Raw genomic sequence first — 16,681 nt, 5'->3', positions numbered from 1 at the left:
ACCCACGCTACGGTCGGTCACCGCCCCCGCGCCGGACAATGCCGGTACCGCCCACACCCACGCCGGTACCGCCCACACCCACGCCGGTGTCGCTGCCGGGCTTCCCCGCGTCGCTCGCGTCCACGCCGGTGTCGCTTCCGGCCATCCCCGTGTCGCCCACACCCACGCCGGTGCCGCTTCCGGACATCCCCATGGCGTCCGCGCCGCTGCTGCTCGTGGCGGTGGGGGTTCCGCGTTCGCGGTGACGGTGGCGGCGGTGGCCGGCGGTCAGCCCGACGGCGATGCCGGCCGCCGCGACCAGCACCCCGACGCTCTGCCCGGGGTCCGGCGGCCGGCCGGCCTGGACCGCCGCGGTGAGCAGGGTGGCGATCGGCATCAGCCCGACGAGTACCCCGGCCCGGTCCACCCCGAGCGCGCGCAGCCCGGTGAACCAGGCGAGGAAGGCGACCACCGTCATCATCGCCGCCAGGTAGCCGAACGCGGCGGCCTCGGCCTGGGTGGGCAGCCGCCACCGGGCCGGTTCACCCGCGAGGACCGCCGCGAGCAGCAGCAACGGTACGGCCAGCCCGCAGCTGTACGCGGCGACGCGTACCGGCCCGAGCCGGGGGAGTACGACGGCGGCCAGCAGCGAGAACGCGATCTCACCGCCGAACGCGCCGAGCGAGGCGACGATGCCGACCGCGTCGGCCCGGCCGCTGCCCTGCACCAGTACGGTGCCCGCGACGACGATCCCGGCCGCCCCGACCAGCCGCGGTGCGGGGCGTCGGCCGGCGGTGAGCGGGCCGAGCAGGGCGAGTCCGAGCGGGGCGGCGCCGATGAAGGTGCCGACCACGGCCGGGTCGGCGTGCGGCAGTGCGACCAGGATGCAGGCGTTGAACCCGGCCATCCCCGTCAACGCGAGGGTGGTCAGCACGACCAGTTCCCGCCGGTTCGGTCGGCCGGGCGGGGGCGTGCCGCCGGCCAGCAGTCCGGGAAAGCGACGGAGCAGCCCGAAGAGTACGGCGGCGGCGAGTGCGTACCGGGCCGCCTGGCCGGTCAGGTGCGGATAGTCGAGGACCAGCTGGCTGATCGAGACGGAGCTGCCGACCAGCACCATCCCGCTGACGCAGAGCAGCACCGCGACCGGGTTCGAGACCTTCACCGGATCGACGCTAGGGGGCGTTTGGTCCGCACTACAGAGCCAAACCAAGGCGTCTCGACAGGACCATTGGGTCGTGCGCGGTCCTCGGAGCGGTGCCTGCCGGCCCTCGGGCCGCGAACTGATCGTCTAGGTTTGCCCCATGCCGCCTTTCGTCCCGCTCGCCGAACGGATCGTCGACGCGCTGCTGGCCAGCGACCCCGAGCTGGCCTCCTCGGTCGGCGACCACCGGTTCGACGACCGGTTGCCGGACCCTTCCGCCGAGGCGGTCGCCGGCCGGGTGGCGATGCTGCGGGACGCCGCGCACGCGCTCTCCGAGGTGGACGCCGAGGAACTGGACATCCCGGAACGGGTGGACCACGAGGTGCTCACCGCACTCGTGGACCGGGGGATCTTCGAGCTGACCGAGGTGCGGGCGTACGAGTGGAACCCGCTGGTGCACAACCCGGGCTCGCTGCTGCACGCGCTGCTCGCCCGGCCGTTCGCCCCGGCCGAGGTGCGGTTGACCAGCCTGGCCGGGCGGCTGGCCGCCGTACCCGACGCGCTGGCCACGGCCAGGGCGGTGCTCCGCGACGTGCCCCGGATCCACGCCGAGACCGCCGTCGGGCAGTTCGAGGGGACGGCGGCGCTGGTCCGGGACCAGGTGCCGGCGCTGCTGGCCGAGGCGCCCGGGTTGCGGGACACGGTCGAGCCGGTCGCCCGGGAGGCGGTCCGCGAGCTGACCGGCTTCGCCGACCGGCTCCGGGCCGGGCTGCGCGACGACGTGTCGCCGGGCCGGGACCCCCGGCTGGGGCGCCGGCTCTGGGAGGCGCGGCTCTGGCACACCCTGGACACCGAACTCGGTGCCCGGCAGGTGCTCGACTCGGCCTGGGCGAACCTGGAGCGGGTGACCGAGGAGATCCGCGCGGCGGCGGTCGAGCTGGTCGGCGGCCCGGCCGACGACGAGACGGTACGCCAGGCGCTGGGCCTGCTCGCCGACGAGCACCCGGACAACTCCTCGGTGGTGCCGCTGGCCCGGACCACCCTCGGTGAGGTGCTCGACTTCGTCGCCGACACCGAACTGGTGTCGCTCGTCGACGACGCCTGCGTGATCAGGGAGATGCCCGAACACGACCGGGGGGTCGCGGTCGCCTACTGCGACGCGCCGGGGCCGCTGGAGTCGGCCGCCGTGCCGACGTACTACTGCATCGCGCCGACCCCGGCGGACTGGCCGGCGGCCCGGGTGGAGAGCTTCTTCCGGGAGTACAACGACCACATGATCCGCAACCTGACGGTGCACGAGGCGGTGCCGGGGCACTTCCTCCAACTGGCGCACGCCCGGCGCTACCGGGGCAGCGGCCGGGCCCGTGCGCTCGGCCACTCCGGCACCTTCGTCGAGGGCTGGGCGGTCTACGCCGAGGAGATGATGGCCGCCCGGGGCTTCGGCGGCCTGGCGGTACGGTTGCAGCAGCTCAAGATGCAGCTCCGGATGACGATCAACGCCATCCTCGACCAGTTGACGCACTGCGAGGAACTGACCGAGTCCGACGCGCTCGCACTGATGACCGGGCGGGGCTTCCAGGAGGAGGGCGAGGCGGCCGGCAAGTGGCGGCGGGCCCTGCTCACCTCGACCCAGCTCTCCACCTATTTCGTCGGCTACCACCAGGTTGCCGGGATCGCGGCGCGCCGCCCGGCCGGGGTGCCGGTGCGGCAGTGGCACGACGCGATGCTGGCGCACGGCTCCCCGGCACCGCGCCACCTGCCCGCCCTGCTCGGCCTGGACGACGGCTACGAGCTGGCCTGAGAGCGCAAGGCGGGGCGCGGAAGCCGGGACCCGGAGATCAGGCGGGCGGCTGGCCGTCGGCGCGTCGGTCGATCAGTCCGGCACCGGCCGGCAGGTCGAAGGCGCCGCTCTGCACCGCGTCCCGGTAGCGGCTCAGTGCCACCTCCAGTTCGGTGCCGTCGACCGTGCCGGTGAAGCTGCCCAGCGCGCCCTCGCCGGTGATGCAGGCGTCGAAGGCGGCCGTCTCGGCGTCACTGAGCTGGTCGACCTCCACGCAGGTGGCGTGCCGTCCGGCCACCGTGGTGTCGTACTGCCGGATCGTCGCGTCCGGGTCGAGCGCGGCGGCGGTGAGCAGGCCGACCACCACCGGCGGGGCGACCAGGCCGCGTTTGCGCATGTCCGCGAAGATGGCGACCGACGGCTCGGCGTTCGCCGCCTGCGGTGCGGTGACGGTGCAGGTCGGTTTCCTGGTGCTGGTGTCGCAGGCCGTGGTCGCGTCGGCGGTGACGGTCAGCTTGCCGCCGGGATAGGTGTAGGCGGCCCGCAACGGGTCCTGCGACTGCGAGATCGAGGCGTTCCGGCCACCGGGAAGCTGGTAGTCGGCCGAGTAGGTCAGCTCGGTCGACCGGTCCAGCCGGGCGGCCAGGTCGTTGACCAGGTCTGCCCGGCCGATCACCCGACCGGCGTCGTCCAGGGTCTGACAACCCGAGACCGCCAGTACGGAAATGAGCGCCCCCGCGAGTGCCCGGAGTGGGTTAGACACAACCGGCATGGCCCCCAGCCTTCACGATCGGGTCAAGCGCGCGCAAACCGGTTCCCACGTACTGTGAGGGAGATCCGCAAATGTCTCCCTCGGCCGACCCGGCCCGACGGCCGGGAGTCGGAGGCAACGCCCGGCGCCCCGGACCCGCCCGATAGGCTGCCCTGCGGGAGCCTGCGCCGCACCGCCGCGACGGGGACGGACCGCCATGGACTGTCGACGGACCGACTGTCGATGGATCGACTTCAATTCTTGAGGAGCAGGACAGTGGCCACCATCGAACAGATCGTCGCCCGGGAGATTCTCGACTCGCGCGGCAACCCGACCGTCGAGGTCGAGGTCGGGCTGGACGACGGTACGGTCGGCCGGGCCGCGGTGCCGTCCGGCGCGTCGACCGGGGCCTTCGAGGCGATCGAGCTGCGCGACGGCGACTCCGACCGCTACAACGGCAAGGGCGTGGAGAAGGCGGTCGGCAACATCGAGGAGCGGATCGTCGACCAGCTCGTCGGCTACGAGGCCAGCGAGCAGCGGCTGATCGACCAGAAGATGCTCGACATCGACGGCACCGACAGCAAGTCGGAGCTGGGCGCCAACGCCATCCTCGGGGTCTCGCTGGCGGTGGCCAAGGCCGCGGCGAGCAGCGCCGAGCTGAGCCTCTTCCGCTACCTGGGCGGCCCGCACGCGCACCTGCTGCCGGTGCCGATGATGAACATCCTCAACGGTGGCGCGCACGCCGACTCCAACGTCGACGTGCAGGAGTTCATGATCGCCCCGATCGGCGCCCCCTCGTTCCGCGAGGCGCTGCGCTCCGGTGCCGAGGTCTACCACGCGCTCAAGTCGGTGCTGAAGAAGAAGGGCCTGAACACCGGCCTCGGCGACGAGGGCGGCTTCGCCCCCGACCTGCCGACCAACTCCACCGCGCTGGACCTGATCGCCGAGGCGGTCGAGAAGGCCGGCTACCGGCTCGGCACCGACATCGTCTTCGCGCTCGACGTGGCCGCCACCGAGTTCTTCGCCGACGGGGTCTACACCTTCGAGGGCGGCACCAAGACGGCGGACGAGATGACGGCCTACTACCACAAGCTGGCCGACGAGTACCCGATCGTCTCGATCGAGGACCCGCTCTCCGAGGACGACTGGTCCGGCTGGGCCGGGCTGACCGGGTCGCTCGGCGAGCGGATCCAGATCGTCGGCGACGACCTCTTCGTCACCAACCCGCAGCGGATCGCCCGGGGCATCGCCGAGCGGAGCGCGAACGCCGTACTGGTCAAGGTGAACCAGATCGGTTCGCTGACCGAGACGTTCGAGGCGGTCGACATGGCGCACCGGGCCGGCTTCAAGTGCATGATGAGCCACCGTTCCGGCGAAACCGAGGACACCACGATCGCCGACCTGGCGGTGGCGACCGGCTGTGGCCAGATCAAGACCGGCGCCCCGGCCCGCTCGGACCGGGTGGCGAAGTACAACCAGCTGCTCCGGATCGAGGAGGAGCTGGCCGACGCGGCGCGGTACGCCGGCACCGGCGCGTTCCCGCGTTACCGTTCGAACTGAGCCGATTTCGAACCAAGGGGCTTTCGAACTGACCGGGTCAGCCTTCGGGGGAGGGGTGCGACGGCGATGACACAACGCCGTACGCCGAGCGGGCAGGGCCCGGCTCGACGGCCGGACCGTGCTGGCCGGTCCGGGACGTCCCGGACCGGCCGCAGCACGGGCCGGGAACCGGGCAACCGGGCCGAGCCGCGCCAGGGCCAGGCCCGCTCCGCCGGGGCCACCCGGGCGACCGGGGCCACCCGGGCCGCCGGCACCGGCCGGGGCGGCGACGCCCGCTCGGGCAGCCGGCCCGCCGCCGCCCGCCGGACCGTGGCCGCCCGCGCGGTGAAGCGGACGTACGCCCAGCACCCCCGGCGCTACACCGGCCGCGCGACGGTACTCGTCGGCGTGCTGGTGGCGCTGGCGCTCGCGTACACCTATCCGGTCCGGGTCTATCTCGACCAGCAGTCCGACATCGCCCGGATCGAGGCGGCCCAGCAGGCGCAGCGGGAACTCATCGGCGACCTGACCGAGGAGGCCGCGCTCTGGGACGACCCGGAATACGTCAAGATCCAGGCGAGGGAGCGGTTCTACATGGTGCTGCCCGGCGAGTCGCCGCTGGTGGTGCTGATCGACGAGAAGGGCGCCGCCCGGGCCACCGGGCTCGACTCCAGGGCGGCCGATCAGCCGCCGAAGCCGTGGTACGACACCCTCTGGTCCAGCGTGCAGGCGGCCAACGAGCCGGACAGGGCCGGCCGGTGAGCGGTTCCGACCCGGCCGGCGTACCCGGTGCGGTGGATCGTGCCCACCCGGAGCCGGCGGCGGCCGGTGTGCCGGCACCGGTGCGGGAGCCGGCCACCGGAGCGGACCTGGCGGCCGTCGCCGCCCAGCTGGGCAGGACCCCGCGCGGCACCCGGGCGGTGGCGCACCGCTGCCCGTGCGGCCAGCCCGACGTGGTGGAGACCACCCCCCGGCTCGCCGACGGCACCCCGTTCCCGACTCTGTTCTATCTGACCTGCCCGCGTGCGGTCGCCGGGTGCAGCCGGCTGGAGTCGGCCGGGCTGATGCGGCAGATGCAGGAGCGGCTCGCCGCCGACCCGGAGCTGGCCGAGCACTACCGGGCGGCGCACCGCGACTACCTGGCCCGGCGGGAGGCGATCGGCACCGTACCGGAGATCGACGGCATCTCGGCCGGCGGCATGCCGGGCCGGGTGAAGTGCCTGCACGTGCACCTCGGGCACGCGCTGGCCGCCGGTCCCGGGGTCAACCCGTTCGGCGACGAGGTGCTGGAACTGTTGGAGCAGTGGTGGGCGGGCGGCCCGTGCGTCGAGCCGGCGCCCTCGGCCCGCTCGGCGGAGCCGGCCGGATGACCGACGGCGATCATGGAGCCGGCCGGTCGACCGACGCCGGTCGCGGCGCTGAGCGGATGACCGACGCCGGTCCCGGGGTCGGTGCGGAGGCGGCGCCGGTGCCGGCCGAGCTGGTGATCCGGCGGGCCCGGACCGCCGACGTGCGCGGCATCCGCGACCTGATCGACACCTACAGTCCCGAGCGGCGGCTGCTCAGCAAGGCCACCGTCACGCTCTACGAGGACGTCCAGGAGTTCTGGGTCGCGGCCGACCCGGCCGACGACGGCACGGTGGTCGGCTGCGGCGCCCTGCACGTGATGTGGGAGGACCTGGCCGAGATCCGGACCGTGGCGGTGCACCCGGCGTACCGGGGGCGGAAGATCGGCCAGCGGATCGTGGCGGAGCTGCTGACCACCGCCCGGGAACTGGGCATCGCCCGGGTCTTCGTGCTCACCTTCGAGACCCGGTTCTTCGCCGGTTTCGGATTCGTGGAGATCGACGGCGCACCGGTGCCGCAGCCGGTCTTCGAGCAGCTCCTCCGCTCCTACGACGAGGGCGTCGCCGAGTTCCTCGGGCTGGAACGCGTCAAGCCGAACACCCTCGGCAACGTCCGGATGCTGCTCCGGCTCTGAACGACCTCCCGCCGCGACGACGACCCGGTCGCCGCGACCCCGACGACGTAGGGTGAAGATCGTGAAGAACCGGGTGGCCGCGATCGACTGCGGCACGAACTCGATCCGGCTGCTCGTGGCCGACCTGCCGGACCCGTCCGCCGGTCCGGAAGCAGAGCTGGTCGACGTGGTCCGGCGGATGGAGATCGTCCGGCTCGGCCAGGACCTCGACCGGACCGGCCGGATCGCGCCGGAGGCGCTGGAGCGGACCTGCCGGGCCCTGCTCGGGTACGCCGAGTCGATCGAGTCGCTCGGCGTCTCCGACGTACGCATGTGTGCCACCTCCGCCTCCCGGGACGCCGCCAACGCCGACGAGTTCCGGGCGATGGTGGTGGACGCGATAGGTGTCGAGCCGGAGGTGGTGACCGGTGACGAGGAGGCCAGGCTCTCCTTCACCGGTGCGGTACGCGGACTCGGCCCCGACGTCCCGGCGCCCTACCTGGTGGTCGACATCGGTGGCGGTTCGACGGAGTTCGTGGCCGGCGGGCGGCCGGTCGGTGGCGGGGCGGCGACGGTGGACGCGGCGATCTCGGTGGACATCGGCTGCGTCCGGATGACCGAGCGGCACCTGCCCGGCGACCCGCCGACGCCGGCGCAGTTGGCGGCCGCCGAGGCGGACATCACGGCGGCGGTGGACCGGGCACTCTCGGCGGTGCCGGGACGGGAGGCGGCCACCCTGATCGGGCTGGCCGGTTCGGTGACCACTGTCGCCGGGATCGCCCTGGGCCTGCCGGAGTACCGCCCGGACCGGATCCACCACGCCCGCATCCCGTACGCCGACGTGGCGAGGGTGACCGACGAGCTGCTGGTCCGCTCGTCGGCGGAGCGGCTGACGATCCCGGTGATGCACCCCGGCCGGGCCGACGTGATCGTCGCCGGCGCCCTGGTGCTGAGGATCGTCATGGAGCGGGCCGGGATGGATTCGGTGATTGCCAGCGAGCGCGACATCCTCGACGGCATCGCCTACAGCCTCACCCGCTGAGCAAGCCGCTAATTCCGGGAAGCCGCTAGTTCCGGCAAGCCCCTAAGTCCGGGAAAGAGTCCCCTCCGCCCCTGGTGAAGGGAACTCTTCCGGAAACCTGGTGGGATCGTCCTTGTCCACAGGAGTGGGCGTTGTGCACAGGGCGCGCAACGGGGGCGGCGCGGTTGCGTGGGGTGCGGACAGCGTGGCGGGATGTCCAGACTGGCTCGACGCCCGCCGGAACTGCGCGGGCGCATCTTCCGGGGTTCCCAGGCCGTCGCCCGTGGCCTGTTGACGAAGAACGATCTCCGCAGTTCCGCCTGGCGCCCGCTGTTCCGGGGCATCTACGCGGACGTCGAGCTGGCCGTGCCGCACCACACCCGCTGCGCTGTCGTCGCGCGGTGGCTGCTACCCGCGGGTGCGGCGATCGCCGGACGTTCGGCCGCCGTGCTGTACGGCGTCCCGAGCCTCACCGAGCCGGACGCACCGGTCGAGGTGCTGGTGCCGGCCGGTACCCGACTCGGTCCGATGGCCGGGCTCCGGGTGCACACCGGGACCCTGACCCCCGGCGACGTCCGGTCCCGGCGGGGAATTCCCGTGACGATCCCCGGTCGCACCTGCTGGGACCTGGCCTGCTGGCTCGATCTGGTCGAGGCCGTCAGTTTCTGGGAAAGAGTGGCTACTCGACGGGCTTGAGGCCACTCTCTCCCGGAAACTGCGGGCTCCCACCCCACGCGTCAGGCGGTGGCGCGTCGGACGAGGGCGGTGAGGTGGGCCTCCACCTCGGGGGTCAGCGTGGTGATGGCGAAGGAGGTGGGCCAGATCGCGCCCTCGTCCAGGTTGGCGTGGTCGCTGAAGCCGAGCGTGGCGTAGCGCGTCTTGAACTTGGCGGCGGGCTGGAAGTGGCAGATGATCTTGGCGTCGAGCGTGTAGGCGGGCATGCCATACCAGAGCTTCGAAGCGAGCGCGGGGGCGCTGGCGGTGACCACGGCATGGATGCGTTCGGCCATGATCCGGTCCGAGTCCTGCATCTCGGCGATCTTCGCGAGTACGTCCCGCTCCGCTTCCGCCGCCTTGTCCGCCCGCGAGCCACGGCGTGCTGCGGCCTTCTTCCGCTCCTGGGCGTGTTCCTTCATCGCGGCCCGCTCTTCGGCGCTGAAACCCTGGTAACTGCTGTTGTCGCTGCTGCTCATGCTTGACATCTCCCAACGTGCGGTACGGAGGCCGGAGGTGGCCGGGTTGGTCTCGCCGTACTACTCGGACGAGGCGGGGACGAAGGCGGAGGCGGCCTCCCACCGGAAGCCGTCCGGGTCGGCGAAGGTGCCGGCGTCGCCGCCGATGACGAGCCGGTGTGATCCGGTGCCGTCGGGAGAGACGCCCGCGTCCTTGGCGGCGGCACGGCGGCCGTAGAGGGCCAGCTTGATCCCCGAGGTGGCGAACTCGACGTACTTGCGACCGAAGCTCTTGGCCACCGGCAGGCCGCGCTCGACGTAGTACCGCTTGGTCGCGGCGACGTCGGCCACGCCCAGCAGCAGGACGATGTCGTCGACGTGTCGACGCGCCGGTCCGGTGTTCTTCTTCGACGATGACGCGATCTTCCAGATCGTGCCGTACGGGTCGCGAAGCACCCCGCCGTAGCCCCAGAAACTCTTCGCGGCCGGCTTCAGTGCTGTCGCTCCGCGTTCGAGGGCGGCGTCGAAGTAACTGTCCACGATGTTCGGCTGGGACACCACGAGCGACACGGCGAACCCACGGAAGCCGGTCGTGGGTGCCTGCGAGCCGCCTACCCGTACCCGGGTGCCCAGGTCGAAGGCCTCGGCGTAGAAGGTGCTGGCGGCGGTGGGCCCGGACGACACTTCGAGGGTGACAAACTCGATCGAGGGCATGGCAGTGCCTTTCCGTGACTGTCGGATGGGGTGGCGGAAGGAAGTCAGTCCTGGATCAGTCCCAGGACGTTGCCGTCCGGGTCGCTGACGGTGGCGACGGTGCGGCCCCCACCGACCTCGTGCGCGGGCTCGGTCACGGTGGCACCGGCGGCGGTCAGTTCGGCCAGCTTCGCCGCGATGTCCGGTACGTGCCAGTAGGCGACCGGCGAGGTCATGCCCTGTGGTCCGCCGCCTGGCACCAACCCGATGTGCTGACCCTCGGCGTCAAAGCCGACATAGTAGGACGAGTCAGTTGCCGGCGGCACGCCGAGCAGGGCCGCGTACACCGCCTTGGCCCTCGCCAGGTCCGACACCGGATGTAGCACGGTCTTGATCCCCTGGGTGGCAGAACCGGTCATGGTTCCTCCTTCGATCGCTGGTTGCGGGCCGCCGTCGGCCCGGTCTTTCGGGTACGCAGACAGCATCTCCGCCGGCCCGTCCGGTGCGGATCCGTGCTGACCACGGAGCGGCCACGGAGCGGCCACGGGGAATCGGCCCACGGAGGGCTGACAGAATGGGGCAATGGTTGACATCTCGCCTCGGGAAGCCGAGGTGCTCGCGTTGGTCGGAGAGCACCTCAGCAACGCCGAGATCGGGGCACGGCTGTTCATCTCGGTGCGTACCGTGGAGACCCACGTCTCCTCGCTGCTGCGCAAGCTGGCGGTCCCGGACCGGCGTGCGCTTGCCCAGCGGGTGCCTGAACTGGCCGTCTCCGGCCCGGCTCAGCCGGTACCGGTCCTGCCGGCCCCGCTGACCTCGTTCGTCGGCCGGGTGCGCGAGCGGACCGAGTTGACCGAGCTGACCAGGGCGCACCGTCAGGTGACGGCGGTCGGCCCCGGTGGCGTGGGCAAGACCCGGCTCGCGCTGGCGGTGGCCGCGGAAGCCGCCGGCGGGTACCCCGACGGGGTGTGGTTCGTCGACCTGGTCCCGGTCGCCGACCCAGGCATGGTCGCGACCGCCGTCGCCGGGGCGCTCGGCCTCGGCGACCAGCCCGGACGCGACATGACGGAGTCCGTGGTCGCGGCGCTGGCCGACCATCACGCGTTGCTGGTGCTGGACAACTGCGAGCACGTACTGGACGGGGTGGCGCCGCTGCTGGAGCGGCTGTTGGCAGCGTGCCCGGCGGTGACGGTACTGGCGACCAGCCGAGCCCGGCTGATGGTGCCGTTCGAGCGGGTGTACCAGGTGCCGCCGCTGTCGCTGGCCGCCGACGGGAGGTCGGACGCGGTCGCGTTGTTCATGGAGCGGGCGGCGGCGGTAGGTTGGCCGCTGGATCCTCCGCTGCGCGAGCAGGTCGCCTCGATCTGCGAGCGGCTGGACGGCATGGCGCTGGCGATCGAGCTGGCCGCCGCTCGGTATCCCACGCTCGGGCTGGACGGCATCACCGCCGCGCTGTCCCATCCGCTCCGGATGCTGACCGGCGGATCCCGGGCCGATGAGCGGCACCGTTCGGTGCGAGCGGTACTGGACTGGAGCCACGCCCTGCTGGAGCCGGCCGACCGGACGCTGCTGCGCCGGGTGTCGGTGTTCGTGGCACCGTTCACCGCGCAGGCGGCGGCCGAGGTCACCGGCTTCGTGCACGCGGCGGCCGAGGTCACCGGCTTCGAGCACGCGGCGGCCGAGGTCACCGGTGCCGGGGGTGCGGCGGAGGTCGCCGGGTTCGAGGGCGCGGCGGAGGTCGCCGGGGCCGAGGAGGGTCTTGTCGCCGAGGGACTGGCCCGGCTCGCCGAACAGAGCCTGCTGGTGGTGACGGCCTCCCCGAGCGGCACCCGGTACCGGGCGCTGGAAACCATCCGCCAGTACGGGACGGAGCGGCTCACCGAGGCCGGTGAGCTGGTCGACGCCCGGTCCCGGCACCTTCGCTGGTGCCTGGCGCAGGCCGCCGGCCTGACCGAGACGGTAGCGGACTGGCGGGTCCGCTTCGACGCGGTGGCCGACGACCTCCGTGCCGCCCTCGCCTGGGCGGCCGACCGGGCGGAGCAGCGCGCGGACGCCTGTCGGCTCGCCGGTTTCCTGGCGGAGCTGACCTTCACCCGTCACCTGACCGCCGAGTCCCAGCAGCGCTACGAGCAGGCGGCCGTACTCGCCGACGATCCTGCGGTCACCGCCTCGATGTACCGGCAGGCCGCGGCCGTGGCCGGCTGCCGGACTATCGGTGACGACATGTACCGGCTGCGGCGCGCTGCCGCCGACGCCGCCCGTCGGGCCGGTGACACCGCCGGCGCCGCCGGTGATCTGGCGACCGCCGCCACCACCGCTTACCGGTTCTCGAGCAAGTTCGTGCGGATCCCGTCCCCGGCGGAGGCGCTCGCGCTGCTCACCGAGGCGCGGGAGCTGGCCGGCGACGACCCGGCCGCGCGGGCTGCGGTGGCGCTGGCCGAGGCAGGGGTGCTCTCCGACGCGTTCGGTGCCGCCCAGGGACCGCCGGACAACGCCGTACCGGAGACGATCGCGCGCGCCGAGCGGGCGGTCGAACTCGCCCGCCGGACCGGCGACCACCTCGCCGAGTCGGCCGCACTCGACGCACTCACCGCCGCGCACAGCTGGGCCGGTGACAACCTGGCGGTCGCGGCCACCGCACAGCGCCGGATCATGCTGCTGACCGGCACTCCGGATACCCCGGCTGGCACCCACGAGCTGATCGACGCACTCGGCATGGTCACCGAGGCGGGCCTCGGCGCCGGGGACGTGCCGGGCGCCCGGCGGTGGGCACGGCAACTGGCCGGCCATCCGGCGCTGGCCGAGGTCGGGCACCTCGCCACGTACCGGTTGTTGATGGTGGAGGCACTGGCCGGCAATGCCACCGAGGTGCTGACCGGCAGTGTCCGGTTCCTCGACGGGTGGCGGCGGTCGGGCAGTCCGGCCCAGCCGGGGCTCGCTCCGGCGGCCGTCGGGGTGGCGATGATCCACGGCCTGCGTGACGACCAGGCGGCGAGGGGCGAGTGGCAGGAGATCCTGGATCAGCTCGGCACCTCGGCGGGCGGGCTTACCTACGGCTACGGGGCGGTCTTCGACGCGATGCTCCTGCTGCACCAGGGGCGGGCGCCGGAGGCGCTGGAGCGGATGGCACCCGAGCCCGGTGAGGTGTGGAAGTGGGTCACCTGGATCTGGCTCCACTGGTACGTCGCACTGCGCGCCGAGGCCGCCGTACTCGCCGGAAGCCCGGAGGCTCGCGACCGCCTGGTCGAGGCCCGGACCATCGTGGCCGGCAATCCGGTGGCCGATGCCATGGTGGCACGGGCCGAAGCCCTGCTGGACGGCGACCGGGCGGCGCTGCTCGGCACGGCAGCCGCCTTCGAGGTGGCGGGCTGCCGCTACCAGTCCGGCCGGACCCTGCTGCTGGCCGGCGGCGCCGATGCCGAGCGCGGCGCAGCCGTGCTCCGCAAGCTCGGACTCGCCCCGATGAGCGCAGGCGTCCACGGGCTGATCCGCCCGGGGCGCTAACTCGCCTCGCCAACGCGGGAAGTCGGCTGGCGCACAACTTCCGGGAAAGAGTGGCTTCGCAGCGCGAGAAAGCCACTCTTTCCCGGAATAGCGTTGCCCCACGGGTTACCGAGCCCGCAGGAGGGCGATCTCGGGGTGGGTGCCGGAGAGGGTGATCGGGTATCGCTGGTGCAGGGTCAGACCGGTCGCGTCCGCGTCGGGTAGATGGGCGTCCACGGCGGAGAGGAGCAGCACTGCGCGGCCGGTTGGGCGGAGTACCCGGCGCAGCTCTGTCCAGAATCGCTGCTGGTGCCGGGCCAGGATGCCGGCGAACGGCACCTGCCGGTCCCACGGCGGGTTGGTGACCACCAGGTCGACGGTGCCGTCCGGCAGCGGGATCCGGCCGGCGTCCGCGACCACCCAGCCGACCGGTGCGTCCCGGCCGTTGCCGGCGGCGATCGCGACGACGGCCCGGTCGATGTCACCACCCACAATGGACAAGGTTCGACCGGCGAGTGCCGCCTCGACCGGTATCGTCCCGGCGCCGCAGCAGGGATCGAGGAGCAGGTCGCCGTCGCGCGCCGCGGCGAACCGGACCAGCGCGGCGGCGACCGGCGGGTGCAGGCTGCCCGGCCGGGACACCCGACGGTACGCGCGGCGGTGCAGCGGCCGGTCGGCGATCCGCAGCGCCACCAGGGCCCGGTCGTCGACGAGGGTCACCCGCCAGGAGAGTCCACCCGGCGGTGGTGCGATCCCGCCCCGTCGGCTGTGGTACGGCAACCCGAGCGCGGCGGCGATCGGCTCGCCGACCGCGTCCTCCAGATCGAACCGGGTGAAGTTGCGCCGTCCCAGGAACGACGCGGAGACGTCGACCCCGGACAGCGGTGCTGACCGATGCGACCGGGGCGGCCGGCGGTCGCTTCTGGCGCTGCCGGGGGGCGGGTGTCGGGCAGTGCCGCCGCAGCGCCGCCACTGGGTCAGCAACTCCCGCAGTGGCAACGCCGATGCGGCCTTGCCCAGCATCCGCAGGTCGGCCCGGCCGCGGCCGATCCCGTACACGACCGCGCCGACCAGGAAGACGTCGTCGGCGCAGCGCAGATCCAGTACCTCCGGCCCGGGGTCGACGCGGTCGAACCACACCTCGCGGTGTGCGACCGTGCCGACCCGGCCCAGGTGAAGTGTTGCTATCTCGTCGGCCACCACCGGCTCGATGCCCCGCACCGTCCGCGCCACCAGGCGCGTGGCCGTCACGACGTGACGACGGTGCCAGGACGCGGTGTGGCCCCGGCGCGAGTACGCGCCGGCAACCGAAAGATCATCCGATCTTCTCCCACGTCGCGACTCGGGGCGACGCGACGCCGCCCCGCATCGCTGGCGAGGGGTTGTCCGCAACCCGCCAGCGGTCGCGTCAGGCGAGGAAGAAGAAACTCATGGAGCGGAGCTTAGCAACCGGTCCGGTCGCCCGGCCGCCGGGTTTCACGACGGCGCTGGATCGCTCCGGAGCCGGCTGTAGAGCCAGCCGTCCCGCCACCGACCGGCCCGGAACTCGACGGAACGGAGTACGCCCTCGCGGCGGAAGCCGGCCTTCTCCAGCGCCCGCTGCTCGGCCGTGTTCTCCGGGTGGGTACCGGCCTGGACGCGCTCGGCGGAGGTGTGGGTGAAAAGGTAATCGCAGAGCATGGCCTGGGAACGCCAGCCGATTCCCTGGCCGCGCCACTCCGGCAGCAGCGCGATGCCGATCTCCCAGAACTTCGCGACGCCGTACCCGGTGGCCTGCCAACCGACGAAACCGGCGGCTGTCGGTTCGAGGCCGCCTTCCCCGGCCGTCGAGCCGGTCTCCACGATCAGCCGGCTGCTCTCGGCGCCGAGGTAGCCGTCGGCGGCGAACCGGCGCACCGGCTCCTGGGCGTCGCGGAAGCCGGTCCAGTCCAGCCCGATCAGGTCGGGCTCGGTCAGGAAGCGTTGCAACATCGGAAGGTCGTCTTCGCGTACCGGGCGCAGCCGCACGGGTGGTGCCATGATCCGCTCCCCTCAGCCGGCCGGCTGCGGCTCGGGGTAGCGGACCGCGCTGAGTCGCTCCGAGACCTCCCAGAGCCGGAGCGCGGCCGCGTCGTCCAGGGCACGGGCGGGGAACCTCGCCGGGGCCGGCCCGCCGTGCAGGCCGCCGAGGCCGTCCGGGCCGTAGTAGGCGGCACCCTCGGCCGCCGGGCTCGTCGCGGCGTAGACCGCGGGCAGGGCGCCGGCCGGGATCTCCTGCCACACCCAGGGTACGAGGTAGATCAGCCGGTTCCAGAGCCGGTTGAGTCGGACCGACCCGCCGCCGTGCATCGGCCCGGTCACCTGGAGGTTGGTGATGGTGGCACCCGGATGCGCGGCGTTGCTGAGGATTCCCCATCCACCGGCGGTGCTGCGTCGCTGGAGTTCCCGGGCGAAGACCAGCATCGCGAGCTTGGACAGCGCGTACGCGATCACCGGCTGGTATTTCCGCTCGCTCTGGAGGTTGTCGAAGTCGAACCGCCCGAACCGGCTCATCAGGCTGCCGGTCGACACCACCCGGGCGGCCCCGGCGGCACGCAGCAGCGGAAGCAGGTGACCGGTGAGCGCGAAGTGCCCGAGATAGTTGACGGCGAACTGGAGTTCGTACCCGTCCTCGGAGAGCGCCCGGCGGGGCGGCCCCATGATCCCGGCGTTGTTGACCAGGACGTCGATCGGCCGACCCTCCTCGGCCAGGCGCTCGCCCAGCGCCGCCACGCTGGCCAGCGAGGTCAGGTCCAGGTGCCGGAGGCTCACCGTCGCGCCGGGCACCTCGGCACGGATCTCGGCCAGCGCCCGGTCGCCCTTGGCCTGGTTGCGTACCGCGAGGATCACCTCGGCGCCGGCCCGGGCGAGCCGGTGGCTGACGCCGAACCCGACCCCGCTGTTGGCTCCGGTGACCACCGCGAGCTTGCCGGTCAGGTCCGGTACGTCGATGTCTGGCATGCGGTGCGGCATTCGATGATTATCGAGGTCCAGCCGGATTCCGTGGGGGGCCTTCGTCCCGGCGAGGCCGGGCGGTCGGGGCAGTCGCTCGGCCCGACGCCGGCTCTCGACGGGCCGGGCGGGACCATGCCGCTGCGCAGACTGTCGAGCTGGGTGCACAGACGGGGCACGGGTGACGCGGCC

16 protein-coding genes are annotated in these 16,681 nt (G+C 72.9%); 8 read left to right on the top strand and 8 right to left on the bottom strand.

All coding sequences use genetic code 11. The features are described from left to right. Nucleotides 1-7: 7 nt before the first annotated feature. Complete coding sequence (locus ACN28A_RS08040) at nucleotides 8-1,141, bottom strand: DMT family transporter (protein ID WP_421393761.1); 1,134 nt, start codon at nucleotides 1,139-1,141, stop codon at nucleotides 8-10. Between the two features lie 139 nt (nucleotides 1,142-1,280). On the opposite strand from ACN28A_RS08040, the gene ACN28A_RS08035 reads away from it, so the two are divergent. Continuing rightward, nucleotides 1,281-2,921, top strand: a complete 1,641-nt coding sequence (locus ACN28A_RS08035) for a DUF885 domain-containing protein (RefSeq protein ID WP_421393759.1) — start codon at nucleotides 1,281-1,283, stop codon at nucleotides 2,919-2,921. Between the two features lie 37 nt (nucleotides 2,922-2,958). Here ACN28A_RS08035 and ACN28A_RS08030 read toward each other — a convergent pair whose 3' ends face one another. Beyond that, nucleotides 2,959-3,672 (bottom strand): hypothetical protein, encoded by a 714-nt coding sequence (locus tag ACN28A_RS08030; protein ID WP_421393757.1) that lies wholly within the window; start codon nucleotides 3,670-3,672, stop codon nucleotides 2,959-2,961. 255 nt (nucleotides 3,673-3,927) lie between these two features. Here ACN28A_RS08030 and eno point away from each other — a divergent pair, with 255 nt between their 5' ends. From eno to ACN28A_RS08000, 6 genes are all read left to right on the top strand, one after another. After that, entirely contained in the window at nucleotides 3,928-5,211 is a 1,284-nt protein-coding gene (gene eno / locus ACN28A_RS08025; RefSeq protein ID WP_421393756.1) for a phosphopyruvate hydratase, read from the top strand. Between the two features lie 66 nt (nucleotides 5,212-5,277). Then, the gene (locus ACN28A_RS08020) at nucleotides 5,278-5,952 is read left to right on the top strand and encodes an FtsB family cell division protein (RefSeq protein ID WP_421393754.1); all 675 of its coding nucleotides are present in this window, start codon (nucleotides 5,278-5,280) and stop codon (nucleotides 5,950-5,952) included. Nucleotides 5,953-5,984: 32 nt separating this feature from the next. Next, nucleotides 5,985-6,560 (top strand): DUF501 domain-containing protein, encoded by a 576-nt coding sequence (locus ACN28A_RS08015; RefSeq protein WP_421404229.1) that lies wholly within the window; start codon nucleotides 5,985-5,987, stop codon nucleotides 6,558-6,560. 56 nt (nucleotides 6,561-6,616) lie between these two features. Continuing rightward, nucleotides 6,617-7,171 (top strand): amino-acid N-acetyltransferase, encoded by a 555-nt coding sequence (locus ACN28A_RS08010; RefSeq protein ID WP_421404227.1) that lies wholly within the window; start codon nucleotides 6,617-6,619, stop codon nucleotides 7,169-7,171. 73 nt (nucleotides 7,172-7,244) lie between these two features. Next, complete coding sequence (locus ACN28A_RS08005; RefSeq protein WP_421404225.1) at nucleotides 7,245-8,192, top strand: exopolyphosphatase; 948 nt, start codon at nucleotides 7,245-7,247, stop codon at nucleotides 8,190-8,192. Nucleotides 8,193-8,384: 192 nt separating this feature from the next. Next, a complete protein-coding gene (locus ACN28A_RS08000; RefSeq protein WP_421393752.1) occupies nucleotides 8,385-8,867 on the top strand; it encodes a hypothetical protein in 483 nt (160 codons plus the stop codon). A 41-nt stretch (nucleotides 8,868-8,908) separates the two neighbouring features. Here the strand turns inward: ACN28A_RS08000 and ACN28A_RS07995 are convergent, their stop codons facing one another. The 3 genes from ACN28A_RS07995 to ACN28A_RS07985 are packed head-to-tail and all read right to left on the bottom strand — an operon-like array spanning nucleotide 8,909 to nucleotide 10,455. Further along, complete coding sequence (locus ACN28A_RS07995) at nucleotides 8,909-9,373, bottom strand: iron chaperone (protein ID WP_421393750.1); 465 nt, start codon at nucleotides 9,371-9,373, stop codon at nucleotides 8,909-8,911. A 51-nt stretch (nucleotides 9,374-9,424) separates the two neighbouring features. Beyond that, nucleotides 9,425-10,057 carry a glyoxalase gene (locus ACN28A_RS07990; protein ID WP_421393749.1) on the bottom strand — a complete coding sequence of 211 codons (633 nt, stop codon included), beginning with the start codon at nucleotides 10,055-10,057 and terminating at the stop codon, nucleotides 9,425-9,427. Between the two features lie 44 nt (nucleotides 10,058-10,101). Beyond that, the gene (locus ACN28A_RS07985) at nucleotides 10,102-10,455 is read right to left on the bottom strand and encodes a VOC family protein (protein WP_421393747.1); all 354 of its coding nucleotides are present in this window, start codon (nucleotides 10,453-10,455) and stop codon (nucleotides 10,102-10,104) included. Nucleotides 10,456-10,618: 163 nt separating this feature from the next. On the opposite strand from ACN28A_RS07985, the gene ACN28A_RS07980 reads away from it, so the two are divergent. Next, nucleotides 10,619-13,540: an ATP-binding protein gene (locus ACN28A_RS07980; RefSeq protein ID WP_421393745.1), complete on the top strand. Its 2,922-nt coding sequence runs from the start codon at nucleotides 10,619-10,621 to the stop codon at nucleotides 13,538-13,540. 105 nt (nucleotides 13,541-13,645) lie between these two features. Here ACN28A_RS07980 and ACN28A_RS07975 read toward each other — a convergent pair whose 3' ends face one another. The 3 genes from ACN28A_RS07975 to ACN28A_RS07965 form a co-directional block, all read right to left on the bottom strand. Then, nucleotides 13,646-14,770, bottom strand: coding sequence for a TRM11 family SAM-dependent methyltransferase (locus tag ACN28A_RS07975; protein ID WP_421393743.1), 1,125 nt, complete (start codon nucleotides 14,768-14,770; stop codon nucleotides 13,646-13,648). 225 nt (nucleotides 14,771-14,995) lie between these two features. Continuing rightward, nucleotides 14,996-15,538: a GNAT family N-acetyltransferase gene (locus ACN28A_RS07970; protein ID WP_421393742.1), complete on the bottom strand. Its 543-nt coding sequence runs from the start codon at nucleotides 15,536-15,538 to the stop codon at nucleotides 14,996-14,998. Between the two features lie 12 nt (nucleotides 15,539-15,550). Then, nucleotides 15,551-16,510: an SDR family oxidoreductase gene (locus tag ACN28A_RS07965; protein WP_421393740.1), complete on the bottom strand. Its 960-nt coding sequence runs from the start codon at nucleotides 16,508-16,510 to the stop codon at nucleotides 15,551-15,553. Nucleotides 16,511-16,681: the final 171 nt, after the last annotated feature.

The sequence above is a fragment of the Plantactinospora sp. WMMB782 genome (assembly GCF_049179135.1).
Classification (GTDB): Bacteria; Actinomycetota; Actinomycetes; order Mycobacteriales; family Micromonosporaceae; genus Plantactinospora.
The sequence above is the reverse complement of the archived record's forward strand: the minus strand, read 5'-3'. Positions and strand labels throughout refer to the sequence as shown.